Source organism: Aeromonas sp. S16(2024), assembly GCF_041403065.1.
Taxonomy (GTDB): Bacteria; Pseudomonadota; Gammaproteobacteria; order Enterobacterales; family Aeromonadaceae; genus Aeromonas.
Genome location: NZ_JBGLQX010000004.1, coordinates 1 through 13,107, shown reverse-complemented (window position 1 = coordinate 13,107; position 13,107 = coordinate 1). Strand labels below are relative to the sequence as shown.

At 50.6% G+C, this 13,107-nt stretch carries 13 protein-coding genes; 8 read left to right on the top strand and 5 right to left on the bottom strand.

What is annotated here, in order from left to right; translation table 11 throughout:
* Window positions 1–68 precede the first annotated feature (68 nt).
* A complete protein-coding gene (ppk2, locus tag ACB030_RS04265; protein ID WP_371158290.1) occupies window positions 69–893 on the bottom strand; it encodes a polyphosphate kinase 2 in 825 nt (274 codons plus the stop codon).
* 471 nt (window positions 894–1,364) lie between these two features.
* On the opposite strand from ppk2, the gene ACB030_RS04260 reads away from it, so the two are divergent.
* A complete protein-coding gene (locus tag ACB030_RS04260) occupies window positions 1,365–2,690 on the top strand; it encodes a site-specific integrase (RefSeq protein WP_081396153.1) in 1,326 nt (441 codons plus the stop codon).
* A 58-nt stretch (window positions 2,691–2,748) separates the two neighbouring features.
* Here the strand turns inward: ACB030_RS04260 and ACB030_RS04255 are convergent, their stop codons facing one another.
* A complete protein-coding gene (locus tag ACB030_RS04255) occupies window positions 2,749–3,717 on the bottom strand; it encodes a hypothetical protein (protein ID WP_335847497.1) in 969 nt (322 codons plus the stop codon).
* Between the two features lie 291 nt (window positions 3,718–4,008).
* On the opposite strand from ACB030_RS04255, the gene ACB030_RS04250 reads away from it, so the two are divergent.
* The 3 genes from ACB030_RS04250 to ACB030_RS04240 all read left to right on the top strand — a co-directional run bounded on the left by ACB030_RS04250 (window position 4,009) and on the right by ACB030_RS04240 (window position 6,009).
* Window positions 4,009–4,185, top strand: coding sequence for an AlpA family transcriptional regulator (locus ACB030_RS04250; RefSeq protein ID WP_076362302.1), 177 nt, complete (start codon window positions 4,009–4,011; stop codon window positions 4,183–4,185).
* Between the two features lie 439 nt (window positions 4,186–4,624).
* Window positions 4,625–5,389, top strand: coding sequence for an inovirus Gp2 family protein (locus ACB030_RS04245; RefSeq protein WP_335847495.1), 765 nt, complete (start codon window positions 4,625–4,627; stop codon window positions 5,387–5,389).
* Window positions 5,390–5,427: 38 nt separating this feature from the next.
* Complete coding sequence (locus ACB030_RS04240; protein ID WP_335847493.1) at window positions 5,428–6,009, top strand: Fic family protein; 582 nt, start codon at window positions 5,428–5,430, stop codon at window positions 6,007–6,009.
* 23 nt (window positions 6,010–6,032) lie between these two features.
* On the opposite strand, the gene umuC is transcribed toward ACB030_RS04240, so the two are convergent.
* Window positions 6,033–7,292 (bottom strand): translesion error-prone DNA polymerase V subunit UmuC, encoded by a 1,260-nt coding sequence (gene umuC / locus ACB030_RS04235; RefSeq protein ID WP_371158286.1) that lies wholly within the window; start codon window positions 7,290–7,292, stop codon window positions 6,033–6,035.
* On the bottom strand, window positions 7,273–7,716 hold the full coding sequence (umuD, locus tag ACB030_RS04230; RefSeq protein WP_025327594.1) for a translesion error-prone DNA polymerase V autoproteolytic subunit: 444 nt from the start codon (window positions 7,714–7,716) through the stop codon (window positions 7,273–7,275). Before umuD ends, umuC begins: the two co-directional genes overlap by 20 nt.
* Window positions 7,717–7,801: 85 nt before the next feature.
* Between umuD and ACB030_RS04225 the strand changes: the two genes are divergently transcribed.
* Window positions 7,802–8,020 carry a DUF3283 family protein gene (locus tag ACB030_RS04225; RefSeq protein WP_307808536.1) on the top strand — a complete coding sequence of 73 codons (219 nt, stop codon included), beginning with the start codon at window positions 7,802–7,804 and terminating at the stop codon, window positions 8,018–8,020.
* A 44-nt stretch (window positions 8,021–8,064) separates the two neighbouring features.
* On the opposite strand, the gene ACB030_RS04220 is transcribed toward ACB030_RS04225, so the two are convergent.
* Window positions 8,065–8,982 (bottom strand): WYL domain-containing protein, encoded by a 918-nt coding sequence (locus tag ACB030_RS04220; protein ID WP_371158283.1) that lies wholly within the window; start codon window positions 8,980–8,982, stop codon window positions 8,065–8,067.
* 212 nt (window positions 8,983–9,194) lie between these two features.
* On the opposite strand from ACB030_RS04220, the gene ACB030_RS04215 reads away from it, so the two are divergent.
* From ACB030_RS04215 to ACB030_RS04205, 3 genes are all read left to right on the top strand, one after another.
* Window positions 9,195–10,514 (top strand): ADP-ribosylglycohydrolase family protein, encoded by a 1,320-nt coding sequence (locus tag ACB030_RS04215; protein WP_371158281.1) that lies wholly within the window; start codon window positions 9,195–9,197, stop codon window positions 10,512–10,514.
* Window positions 10,515–10,601: 87 nt separating this feature from the next.
* Window positions 10,602–11,885: a metallophosphoesterase gene (locus ACB030_RS04210; protein WP_371158279.1), complete on the top strand. Its 1,284-nt coding sequence runs from the start codon at window positions 10,602–10,604 to the stop codon at window positions 11,883–11,885.
* Window positions 11,886–12,317: 432 nt separating this feature from the next.
* Window positions 12,318–12,764, top strand: a complete 447-nt coding sequence (locus ACB030_RS04205) for a hypothetical protein (RefSeq protein WP_335847486.1) — start codon at window positions 12,318–12,320, stop codon at window positions 12,762–12,764.
* Window positions 12,765–13,107 lie beyond the last annotated feature (343 nt).

Below are 13,107 nucleotides of genomic sequence, written 5' to 3'. Positions count from 1 at the left end.
TCGCCAGTATCAGCAGCGCAGGAAGTGGGAGAGCAAGGGGCGAGCCAGAGGCTCCCCCTTGACGGTGATCAGAAGATTTCCGGGATCACCCTGAACGGGTGCTCCGAGGCCTTGACCTTGCCAATCTTGCGCTTGGGCAGTTTGACCGGCTCGGCAGGCAGCTCCTCGTAGGGAACGTGGGACAGCAGGTGGGAGATGATGTTGAGCCGCACCCGCTTCTTGTCTTCGGAGCGGGCCAGGAACCAGGGAGCCCAGGCGGTGTCGGTGGCGGTGAACATGGCATCTCGCGCCCGGGTGTAATCATCCCAGCGATCGAAGGACTTGATGTCCATGGGGGAGAGCTTCCAGATCTTGCGACCATCGTCGATGCGATCCCGCAGCCGCCGCTCCTGCTCCTCTGGGGTCACCTCCAGCCAGTACTTCAGCAATATGATGCCAGAGTCGACCATGGCCTGTTCCACCATGGGGACCCCCGCGAGGAACTTGTCGCTCGCCTCCTGGCTGCAAAAGCCCATGACGCGCTCCACCCCGGCCCTGTTGTACCAGCTGCGGTCGAAGATGACGATCTCGCCCGCCGCCGGCAGGTGCGGAATATAGCGCTGGAAATAGAGCTGGCTCTTCTCCCGCTCGGTGGGGGCCGGCAGCGCTATGACCCTGAATACCCGAGGGCTGACCCGCTCGGTGATCGCCTTGATGGTGCCCCCCTTGCCGGCGCCATCGCGCCCCTCGAAGACGATGCAGACCTTGAGTCCCTTGTGCACCACCCACTGCTGCAGCTTCACCAGCTCCACGTGCAGGCGACGCAGCTCCTTCTCGTATGCCTTGTTGCCAAGGGGTTTGGGCTCGGCGACCGGTACCGGCTGTTCTGCTCTGGATTTTTTTTTGCTAGCCATGATGTCCTTCTTTTTTCTCGAACGGATGAGGTGTGGCCGTCATCCCGGACGGCGCACTTCAAGGGTAGATGACGGCGCGCCGCCAGCGGACGCGGCAAGCACCAGGGATGATCGGGATCCGGGTTGGCGGGGCTCACGGGGACTGTGGGTGGCAGGGAGATATTGAAGAGGGGGCGGGACGCAGCCGCCACTGATGCAGGTGGCGAAGGTCGGGAGAAGGCCAGAAAGGATCAAGGGGTTGGCATCTTGCGATACCAACCCCTTGTTTTGTATGGCGTTCCCGACTGGAGTCGAACCAGTGGCCTGTCCCTTAGGAGTCCAGAAATTATTAGTTTCATATAGAATCAATTGGTTTTATATGAAATGTTTTTTTGATTAAAAACAGTTGTTTACATAATATATCTGTACCAAGTGGTTTCATAAAGTCTCACTCCAATGCACTGCGCTGGAGGGGTACGGAGAGGGGTACGGATGGCGATAAGTAAAGACTTGGAGATCTCGTCACTCAAGCCAGTCGAAGGGGTTAAAGTGAAACGCTATGCGATTCAATCGAAGCATGGTGGTGGGCTCAAAATAGAAATCCGTGAAAGTGGCCTCAAGCGTTTTGTATATCGCTTCAAGATTGGTGGTAGTGAAGGCGAATTGTTGCTGGGGAGTTATCCTGCCCTGACTCTGGCTAAAGCCAGAGAGGAGCATGGGAAAGCGGTGCTGCTTGTGAAGCGGGGCATTGATCCCACCAAGTTTGCGGCGCAAGAAAAGGCTAAAAATGAAACGGCCCTGACGATGGATGAGTTGCTTGGACGATGGCTCGATGCACAGCGTGTTGCTCAGGTCGTCAAACCCAAAACCCTCCAATGCCATCAGGATCGTTGGAATCGTCATCTCAAGAAGACCCTAGGCAACATTCGCTTAATCGATCTGACTCGTGCCCACTTGGCACAAGCGTTAGAGATAACCAGGCGTGCAACAAAAGACGAAACCCGTAAAGGGTTGGGAACGCTGAACCAGATGTTAGATTATGCAGTGGTTCACTGTCTGCTTGAGGCCAACCCTGCGAGACTGTTGCGCCCAAAAGATTTTGGTGCCAGTGCTGGCTCGCCAAGAGAGCGATGGTTGACCGTCCCCGAATTGCGCAGGTTATGGAAGGCGATAGATGAGGATCTTGGGAGTGGTGGTAGCTTGGCGGCCGGAGGGCGTGGTGTTTCTCGCCATGCAACGATTTCTATACCTGCTGCGAATGCGATTAAGTTATTAATACTGACCGGATGTCGTAGAGGTGAAGTCGCTAATATGCGTTTTTCACAGATAAAAGATGATATATGGACTATACCTGAAACAAAAAATGGTAGAGCTCATACTGTCTTTATTTCCCCTCAGGCGAAATCGGTCATTGAAGAGCAGGCGCAGTATGCCAATGGTGATTTAGTATTCGAATCTGATCGTCCAAAAACAGATGAAATCGAGCCAATTTTAGTTGATTCCATTACTCGGGCTCTAAGGCGATTCATCGCACGATGTTTACCTGATATGGACCCATTTACTGTCCATGATTTGCGGCGTAGTGCGGCTACTAACTGGGCAGAAAGGCTAGATGTTGAGGAAAGAGTTATTGAGCTTTGCTTGAATCACACCCCCATTAACAAACTTATTAGAACTTATCACCGTTCACGTCATACCGAGAAAACCCGACTTGTCTGGATTAATTGGGGGAGACTGGTAGCTGATGAGGTGATGCAAGATCCTGTTACTGAAGCAGCAGTTAATAACGTTGTGAAGGTGAGCTTTAATAGAAAGTAAATGTGGCTATGATGATTTTTAGTGATGGACTGAATGATTTAATCACTCAGTCCATTTTTTATATTGCGCACCGTTTTGCGTATGCCTCTCTAATCAACTCTTCTATGATGGCGTTTTTATTTTTCTGTTCCATTTGGCTTAGTTCGTCAAGAATATTACCTATATCTTTACTCATGTTAATGCTGTATTGTTTCTTTTCTAGATTTTTATCACGATATACTTTTTGGCTCCATGCCTTCTTGATGTTGGAAACTAAAAGTTTATATCTATCAATATTAGTGATGCTTAATACATCTAAAAATGAAACAAGATCATCTTTTTGAGCTGATGTACCATTTAAAACTAATGGGACATAATCTATTTCTTTATGCTCAAGATATTTGTGTAGCCATGTTGTTTTTTCCTTGTTTTGTTTGTTAAGCCAAAACTTAATATCATCATTTTTCATTGCTGATTCAGCAGATTTGGATATAGCTCGTACTAATTTTTCCTTTTCTATTTTGTTGCAAGGTAGTCTGTTGATAAGTGCAGTTATATCCTGCGTGCTTATTTCAGTATTCCATTTTTTATTAGTGTGTGTGTGCGTTTTTATGTTTTCATCGAGTATTGATGGGCTCAATAAAAACACGCACTTATGTTCTAGTTGTTGGTCTTTTTTTTCTATGGATATACCTAAGTGACTCAAAAATCTCCATGTGAAGTAATGCAGCCTCGTATTTTTATTATCTAGCCAGTAATAGTATTTGTCTGTAAGGCATCTTGTGTGAAATTCATCCAGTAAAGTGTCAATCCATTTTTCAAGTCCATTAGGTCGTTCATTTCTTACATTGTAATTATGCATAAAAGCAAAAGCACTAGCAGTATTGCAGGCATCTTTTAAATTCTTGATTAGTATATGGCGAGGTGGTGTATCTACAGCTTGAGCTTGATTGATTTGACCTGTTCTATACCAGAGGTAGTCCACAAAAATAGGGTCATCTAATTTCTTATAAACTTGAATATCCACACCATTATCATGAATTGCCATAACACCCCCTTAATCTACATTGTAGTGTTTTGTGTTGATTTATGGTTGCGTTTAGTGTGTGATTTTTCATGGTATTTTTCAAGCTTTATTGTTGCTTATGTTGGCGGGCTGACCTGTGAATGTATGGCTCAGGCTCTGCAATCTAACCTACTTAGTGGCATTGAAGCACTCTGGGAGAACTAGTGATTGTTTCTTCTGCATAGCTAATCGGCTTAGGGGCAATGTGAGAAGCTATAAACGTAAATATTAACATTGTTGGTCCAGCTATGGAAAAATAGCCGGATCCAAAAAATGAAACTAATCAAACTCAAAGAAGTCACGGAAATGACGACGCTATCCAAAGCGACAATTTATCGTTTGATGAGCAAAGGGGAGTTCCCTGGTGTCGTTCGTTTAGGGCCTAGAGCGGTCGCTTGGATGCAGAGTGAAGTAATAGAATGGATTGATTCGAAGGCATCTGCTAGATAGGAGAGGGCAAGCTAAGTTCAGAGTAACTTTCTTGCTTTAATAACCGGTATTACTGGAGTTTTATTTAAAATAATCACGTATTCCCCGGTGATTTAGGAGGTCGCTAAGTTCGGTAATAGTAATATATACACCAAGGTGTATAACAAGGTAGAGGGTGTAGGAGATATATCGAGGGAGAGAGTGATACACCGTCAGAGTGTATCACAGAGTATACCAACGAGAACATGTGATATATACACTTCGTGTATACCAATCAGATATACATCAGGCTTGTACGTCAGATACAAGCCATTAGCCGTATACATTGGCATAGCGCAGCATATGCAGAATAGATAATGATAATCTACGGTAAAGATTTACATTTACCATTTAATTCATGAGTGATAAGAATCAATCGAAATCAGTTGGCATGGATAACCATGCATTCTCGGGAGTTAATATGAATTTTATTCGTGAGCATTATTTTATTCCGGGTGAGTTTGAACAGTTACTCGCCAGGGCTGAGACCATGTATGGTGAAATTTCATCAACACAGATGAAAGTAGCAATAGACGTAATCGAGGATTTTGTGAGTGTATATCCACGCGTTTTTACAGTGCGTGTTGATTTGCGCTTTCCCCAGATGGTTTCGTCAGATGCGCCTGATATGCTGATTTGCTTACCGAAAACAGATGCTAAGGTGATTACTCGCTTCTTTGCATCTCTTGAGAGCCAGTTGTTAGCAGCGCATCACCGGAAAGGAAAACAGGGCGTTCCTGCACCCTTTGGATATATTTGGGTAAAGGAGCAAGATGCGAGTGACTTTCCTCATTACCACTTGATTTTACTGTTCAATAAAGATGACTATGCACATCTCGGTGATTATACCCGTCAGGGTGCGAATAACATGGCTACACGAATCAGAAAAGCTTGGTGTAGCGCTTTGGGTCTTGTATTTCCATTTTACCAAGCATTGGCTCATTTCCCAGATAATTGCGAATATTGGATTGCTCGTCGTGATGCTACGTTTCACAATGAAAACTATTATGTTTTCCTACTCAGAATGGCATATCTTTTTAAACTACGAACCAAAGTGCCTGGGAGACGTAATTTCGACCATAGCAGGCCAATAGGTCATGCTAATAACCCGACTATACAGAACATAGTGGTCGATGTCATAAAACGTCGGTCTCAGTTATTAAGGGCATTACTCATGGAGGAATAATAGCAGTATGTACAGATCTAGTTATCACGGGACAGCTATTGGCTTGGCTGGCTGAGACCGAGGCTCATCCGCTGATCGCTTCCTGTGCCTTGCATTATGAGTTGGAGTTTATTCACCCCTTTGCGGATGGAAATGGTCGGATGGGACGTTTATGGCAGACGGAGATATTGAGTCGCTGGCAGCCTGTCATGGCCTTCTTACCAGTGGAGATGGTGATCAAAGCTCGGCAAGATCACTACTATCAGCAGCTAAGTCAGGTTGATAGTCGCAGTGATTGTACCGATTTTATCCTCTTTTTGCTGGAAGCGCTGCGCGATGCGCTGGCCCAGGCGATTGCGACTCAACCAGCAGCAGTATCACCTCATCAGGAGAAAACGCGGGTAGAAATGAAGGTTGAAATGCAGGTAGAAAAACGGATAAAAACGCCGCAGGCCATCTTGGCGGAACTGACGGCTGAGCCGACCATAATGCTCAAGCAAGTCGCAGAGCGGATTGGCAAATCGACCAGTACAGTGGAGAGAGCTGTTGCCGTGCTGGTCAAAGATGGGCGATTACGTTTTGTTGGGCCGCGTAAGAGCGGACATTGGGAGGTGTTGGATCCGGACGCGTCAACCATCTAGCCCCAGAGCTAACAGACTTAGGACTACCTCGCCACCGGCAGGTCCTCCCAGCGGGTGGTGTAACAGGGGCTCAGGAGCTCTTGTCGCATCATCCACTCAGGCGACCCCGTACCTTGGCTGGCAAAGCCTACGCGCCCCAATCCCTTGGCTTTGATCTGGTCCATCACTGCCATCAGCGCATCTGATTGAGCGGAGGACGGGGCAAACAAGTCGGCCTGTTGCTGCCCCTTGGGGGTGAACTCACTCAGCATGACGCCCCCCTTCTGATAACGGTAACCGTCGCGCCAAATCTGTGGTAGCAGCACGTTCACTTGCTGCAGCAGCAACCGGGTATCATCGCTAGGACAGACCAGCCGGATGCCCGCCTGCTCACTGTAGTAAGGGGCTCGTTCATCAAAGGGGCTGGTTCGCACGAACAGGTGCACCCGCTGGCAACACATCCCCTCGACCCGCAGCTTCTCGGCTGCGCGAGCCATAAAGCCTGACAACGCCTGGGCCATTTCTCCACGGTCAGTCACTCGCTCACCAAAGGAACGGCTCGAGAGGATCTGCAGCTTCGCCGCCGGTTCAACGGTCAGCTCTGCGCAAGGCAGGCCACGCAGTTCCTGTACGATCCGCTCGACCACCACGCCGTATTGGGCGCGTAACCCTTTGGCGTCGCTAGCCACCAGGTCAGCCACGGTGTTGATGCCTTGTGCCACCAACTTGGCTCCCAAGCGCCGTCCTATGCCCCACACCTCGTCCACCGGGGTGATAGCCATCAGCCGGGCACGGCGCAGCTCGTCACGCAAGTCCACGACGCCGCCAGTGGCAGGCCACTTCTTGGCTGCATAGTTGGCCAGCTTGGCGAGGGTCTTGGTGGGGCCAATCCCGACCCCTACCGTGAGGCCGGTCCACTGCCACACTCGCTGCCGGATCTGTTGCCCATAGGCTGTCAGGTCCCCGGCAAACGACTCCGACAACGCCATGAACGCTTCATCGATGGAGTAGACCTCAAGCTCAGGGGCCATGGTCTCCAACGTGCTCATCACCCTGGCAGACATATCGCCGTAGAGCGCGTAGTTGGAGCTGAATGCCACACCGCCATGCGCCTCGAACTGCTCGCGGATCTTGAAGTAGGGCCCGGCCATCTTGATACCCATCGCCTTGGCTTCGGGGCTGCGCGACACCACGCATCCATCGTTGTTGGAGAGCACCACGATCGGGCGGCCACGCAGCTCAGGGCGAAACAGCCGCTCACAGCTGGCGTAGAAGTTGTTTACATCAACGAGCGCTATAGCCATCACGCTGCCTCAGATTGCCAATCACATGGGTGACCACTCCAAACAACTCCAGGGAGAGGCTCATACAAGGGTCGATAGGCGCGAACGCCGGATTGGCTGGCAACAGCCGCAACCTCGGCTTGAGCTGCAAGGTCTTTACCGTGAAGCCGCCATCGAGTAGTGCAATCACCACATCACCATGGCGCGGGGTGAGGCTCTTATCGACCACCAGCAAGTCACCGGGAAAGATGCCGACCCCGGTCATGCTCTCCCCCTCGGCACGCAGATAGAAGGTTGCTGCAGGGTGGGCCACGCAGTGGGTGTTGAGGTCCAACTTCCCTTCCAGATAGTCGCTGGCTGGGCTGGGAAAGCCGCAAGAGGCGCGGTGCAAGAACAGCGGGATGGTCACCTCGGCGGGTGATGGGTCTGGGGTTAACAGCTTCATGGCAAAACACCTGTATTTATATACAGCCATTATAGCGCACCACCTTTGAACCAGCGCAAGTCCCGCATGCCAGTGATGGCGTACCATGGCGCCAACAAATAACAAAGAGGTCAGTATGAGTCACAATCTGTGTGCCCTACCGAAAGAGCAGCAAGAACGGGTCGAGGTCGAGAAGGCTGCCGCATATGCGGTATGGAAGGAGCGCAACGGTCACTTGGCCAGCGCAGAAAGCGAAGCAAGCCAGCATAAGGGGGAGCTGAGCAGCTACTTTCTTGAGCAAGTAAGTAGGTACAAACGGGGCTAGCCTTCCTGTAGCCATGTTTTTATTCTGGGAACACCCTAAGTCCCTTAACTCTCGCGCAAATCCGGGCTTCGGAGCTTGAAGATGCAGCCCTTGGCTACCAACTCGTCCCGGTTTGCCAGCACCAGCGGGTAGAGCAGCGGATGCTGTTCGTGATCGCCGTTATAACTCACTTGCATGCGCTCCAGCGCGTAATGCACCAAAGGGATGCGCTGGTTGAGCAGCAGCTTGCCATCAGGCATGGCATAGTCACTGGCAATGATGGCCTGTTGTCCTGCGCTGAGGGTTGGATTGGGTATGACCACCGCAGTGACCTTGGTGTTCCACTCAAGATCCTGATCTCGGCCGTGAGGAGAGGTATCAAGTAGCTCAGGTTCCCCACGAAACCGGCTCATCACAAAATCCAGATATACCCTTTTCTTCTCGCAGTAAGCGCGCACGTGCCAGCGGATCCCGTCATAGACCAGGGTATGGGGCACAATATTGCGGCCGCTCTGCTCCTCTGAGCTGAGGGATACGTAATCGACGTCGACCCGCAACTGACCGCGAGCCGCTTGCACCAGACCCCGCACAATCTTGGGGTCGATATGGCGGTTGGGTACATCCAAGATCTCGATATGGCCGTAGCGCAAATCCATCAGTGGCAGGGTCAATAGCCCCGCTTCATGTTGGCGTTGGTGCTGTTTTTCACGATGTAACAACATCAGGTATTCATCTACTTTTCCTTCACTAAATCGCGGTACGAATTGCTCGGTGGGCTTGTATCCCTTCAGGCTTCGGTCATAGATCAACCCTTCTGGTGAGTAGTGGGTCAGGTAGTGATTGATATCCCGTGATGCTTGCTGGCGGCCAATATTGAAGGCTGTCATTAGGTGATTGGTGGTCAGCCGTCCTTCCCATTGCAACACGATCTCTAGCAGGCGAAAGCGCAGCGTCTGATCCCAAGTGAGCTCTCTGGGGGTCATATGTGCTCCAAAATGCGACATGTGTATGTAATCAGTATTTTCATGTGTATTCAGGCTACATATACTCGTTCCACTTGATCAGTCAATCTGCCGGTTGCAAGGGGATGCTACTCCTTCTTTTATAGGGCTATTTTTCTGCATCATTGGCTCGCAACAATCCTCAGTCTTGCCGGAGCATTGGTGCATATATCTCTTCCATGGACATTACACGCATGAAAAACAGACAAAGTGCCTCCAAGGGATGCCTGCTGGGCCTCGCTATTGGCGATGCATTGGGGACAACCCTAGAGTTTGCTCCCCGTGATAGTTACACGACATTGACAGATATGATCGGGGGGGGGCCATTTAAGCTCGAAGCTGGTCAATGGACCGATGATACCAGCATGGCCTTGTGTTTGGCTGACAGCCTGTTGGCATGTCATCGCCATGATCCACTCGATCAGTTAGCTCGCTATCAACGTTGGTTTCGGCAGGGTGAAAACTCAGTGACAGGTTATTGCTTTGACATCGGTAGTACCGTCAGAAGGGCACTACGCCAGTATGGTCATAGTGGCGAACCTTATCCCGGCAGCGAAGATGCCATGAGTGCAGGAAACGGCAGCTTGATGCGATTAGCTCCCATAGTTCTCTTTTACAGTCAGCATAGGGTGCAAAGAGAGAATGCTCTGCAATATCTCTTGAATATGGTTGCACTGAGTTCTCGTACTACCCATGGTGAGGCTCGAGCCGTTGCGGCGTGTCAGTTGATGGCGCTGTTTATTGATAAGGCGTTGCTCATCGATCCCTCCCAAGATGCTGGCAAAGATGCGGTTCTGAAACTGACAGAGTCTGAGTTGAGTGCGTTGGGAGTATTGCCGGAGGAGATAGACGCGATCGCGTGTGGAACATATCGCCACAAGACTCGCCACGAGATTTCCAGTAGTGGTTATGTTGTGCACAGCCTGGAGGCGGCACTATGGAGTTTCTGGCATAGCACTACATTTGCCGAAGGTGCTTTGCTGGCTGCCAATCTAGGGGATGATGCCGACACTGTCGCTGCCATCTATGGCCAACTGGCCGGTGCCTATTATGGCGAAGATGGAATCCCGGCTAGTTGGCGTGAGCGTTTAGCCTGGTATGACAAGATTTCTAATATGGCATTGACTCTACATGACGCAAATACCTGTCGCTTGCCTCAGGACTGCGAATTGGCCGAACTGGCTATGCGTATGCAAGTTGTGGCAAATCAGAGTGAGGATGAGCAGATGTTGGTGCTCGCTTCTGCCTGCTATGAGCTGGGAATCATGCAGCCAACTGGTTTGGATTGGCCGCAAGCCAGCGTTGTAATGGCACTGCAGTCATCTCTGACACCAGCAGAGCAAGAGCAGGCACAGAGTGCCGTGATTGCGACCTGGTCCAGGCTCGACTGCTGCTGCATGTTGACCGCACTAATTCGGATGGATCGTTTTTGCGACAACCTTCTCTATGATGCTGTGCGAAGTGGTCTTGTTTCCATGATATTGCAGAGACTGTCTCAACTACTGGAGGTTTAGTTGGGTGCTATCGGCTCTCAAGCTGGATCGTCTGTCATTTCATTCTCTATTGCTCAAGCTTCTTCACCGCCAGATTTTAGGTAGTTCATGACGCGACAACATTTGATTTTTATCGGCGATATTCATGGGCAACACGGTAAGCTGCGTGCGTTGCTCGAGCATCTTGATTTTATTCCGGACCCACACCAAGAGCGTCGTAAATTGGTTTTTCTCGGCGATTTGATCGATAACGGGCCAGGGCATGAGATAGATCATCAAGGGGTGTTGACCATGGTCAAGGCCCTGTGTGAGAAGGAACTTGCCTGTTGCGTGATGGGCAACCATGAATTTAATGCGGTGGGTTGGGCGCTACGTCACCCAGAAACAGGCTTGCCGCTTCGTTGCCACAGCGAAAACAATCGCAAACAACACCAGCGTTTTCTAGACGATGTGGAGGAGGGGGGCGAGCAACATCAGGCTTGGATCCACTGGTTTATGACGCTGCCCCTCTTTCATGACTTCGGCCATGTCAGGGCTATTCATGCCTGTTGGCACGAGGGCACAATCCAAAGGATCCGACCATATCTCAACGAGGACAACAGCCTGAAGGCTGAGCATTGGCCTGATGCCTTCGACGAGCGACACGAGCTGTATCAGCTGTGTGAAACCTTGCTCAAGGGACCGGAGTTGGCATTGCCGCAAGGTTACAGCTTCTTGGATAAATCCGGCACCGAGCGTCACCGGGTCCGTATCAAGTGGTGGTGTGAAGAGGCCAAGACCTATCGCGATATAGCCCAAGTGCAACACGAGATGGTAAGTGGTATTCCCTCTGTGCCTCTGGCAGAAGTGCATCGTAATTCGGTGATCGAAACCCCGGTTGTTATTGGTCACTACACCCTGACAGGGCTTCCTGCGCCACTGAGCGATAAGGTGGTGTGTGTCGATTACAACGCGGCGAGTACCCAAGGGGAGTTGGTGGCCTACTGTTGGTGGAATGATGAAACGCCGCATCAGTTGCATGAACGCAACTTTGAATACCTGGGCACCATGGCGTTCGGTCAGGAGGGGGTGGTGGCAATGATGGCGTTGTTCAATCAACTTGCAGGTTGTTATCCCCCCGTGTCATTGACACCAGATCAATGTGAGGCGATTCGCCACTGTTTGCTGAACCATTGGGATCCCGCCTTCGTAAGCGGGCTCGACGAGTGCCGGAGCGAATATGACGACCACATCACAACGCTTGCTACCCTGGCTCAACAAGCGAGCTGGGGCGATGTATCCGCTTATTTGATGGGAATAACCAAAGTCTATTTCAATCAGGATCTGGAACCTGTTTGTGCGGACCGTTTGGCCAAGCGGTTGCGGCTGATTATGAATCAAGACAGGGGTTGATCCCGGGCCCGCATCGATAACTTATTTAGCAGGAAAGCAGAAACATGAAACGATATTTAAAAGTGGGTGATAGCTGCAAACAGTGTGATACCCCTCGGGTAGACATTAGCCATGAGACACTACTCGAGATTCAACGTGAGCTTCACCCATCGATTAAATCAATTCCTGCGAGTGTACTAGCAAAGGGTAGGGATGTTTATGCGATCTGTCCGTGTTGTGATGTTTATGCGCTGGGCATGGATCTGGAGACCGGTTACCCCTTTACCGAGGGTGATGGGCAGACCACCACCATTCACGCGCTCACTTCAAGGCCAGAATGGCGATGGTAAATCGCATTCCTGCCTGAAAACACGACATGTGCAAAACCCCAGTATCGAAGCTGCGCGGCAGGCCCGGTATAGTCAGCCGAGTTCACATCAGAGAGGGTATTTGATGAGTAACCGAACCGGGTTTCGGGTAGCAGCGCGCCAATTGCCGCTGGCCGCTTTGCTGCTAGGTCTACTGCAATCAACAGCATTTGCTACCGACTGCACCTATCGGGAAGATGCGTTGGGTCATACCCGCTATCAGTGTAACGATGGCAAACAGGGCACTCTGCGTGAGGATGCACTCGGCAATATCAAGGACTCGGGCACGGGCATCACCTGGCGCACCGATTCCTTGGGTAACCTCAAAGGGAGTGATGGCACCACTTACCGTGAAGACACGTTGGGCAATGTGCGCGGCAGCAACCTCAAAACCGGTGAGCGAGTAACTTGGCGTGAGGATAGCCTCGGTAATCTGCGAGCGTCCGACGGCACAGTTTGCAGAGTCGATGCGTTGGCGCGTCTGAAGTGTACCGGAGATAGCAGACCCCCTTCGTTGTTGATGGGGAAATGATCACTCTATTTGCGCGAGGTTTAGCTGGAAACCTGCCTGTTGGATGCATTTTGGTCGAACAATAGAAATAAGTGATTTTGGTGACCTGGCTTCATAGAGCAATCGCCCTCTGAGGGGTAGAATGACGCTCCTTTGATAGCATGAACTGAGCGCCGTTAGGGTCAATAGAGCATTTATGAGTAGCGAAGAACACCTGGTTAAGCTGGGCTTTAAATTTGGTAAAAATGGGGCCCACTCGGCTAGAAGCTTGATGTATAGCGAGCTAAAAACGCTGCTGGATGGTCGCCCTGAGCAGGCAACCCGGCATGACTATCAGCAAGATATCGAGCTTTACAATGTGCTG

Coding starts and splice junctions, on each gene's coding strand:
- ACB030_RS04245 (WP_335847495.1), top strand. CDS start 4,625: ATGAATTTTATTCGTGAGCATTATTTTATTCCGGGTGAGTTTGAACAG.
- ppk2 (WP_371158290.1), bottom strand. CDS start 893: ATGGCTAGCAAAAAAAAATCCAGAGCAGAACAGCCGGTACCGGTCGCC.
- ACB030_RS04255 (WP_335847497.1), bottom strand. CDS start 3,717: ATGGCAATTCATGATAATGGTGTGGATATTCAAGTTTATAAGAAATTA.
- umuD (WP_025327594.1), bottom strand. CDS start 7,716: ATGAAGCTGTTAACCCCAGACCCATCACCCGCCGAGGTGACCATCCCG.
- ACB030_RS04225 (WP_307808536.1), top strand. CDS start 7,802: ATGGCGCCAACAAATAACAAAGAGGTCAGTATGAGTCACAATCTGTGT.
- umuC (WP_371158286.1), bottom strand. CDS start 7,292: ATGGCTATAGCGCTCGTTGATGTAAACAACTTCTACGCCAGCTGTGAG.
- ACB030_RS04205 (WP_335847486.1), top strand. CDS start 12,318: ATGAGTAACCGAACCGGGTTTCGGGTAGCAGCGCGCCAATTGCCGCTG.
- ACB030_RS04215 (WP_371158281.1), top strand. CDS start 9,195: ATGAAAAACAGACAAAGTGCCTCCAAGGGATGCCTGCTGGGCCTCGCT.
- ACB030_RS04260 (WP_081396153.1), top strand. CDS start 1,365: ATGGCGATAAGTAAAGACTTGGAGATCTCGTCACTCAAGCCAGTCGAA.
- ACB030_RS04250 (WP_076362302.1), top strand. CDS start 4,009: ATGAAACTAATCAAACTCAAAGAAGTCACGGAAATGACGACGCTATCC.
- ACB030_RS04220 (WP_371158283.1), bottom strand. CDS start 8,982: ATGACCCCCAGAGAGCTCACTTGGGATCAGACGCTGCGCTTTCGCCTG.
- ACB030_RS04210 (WP_371158279.1), top strand. CDS start 10,602: ATGACGCGACAACATTTGATTTTTATCGGCGATATTCATGGGCAACAC.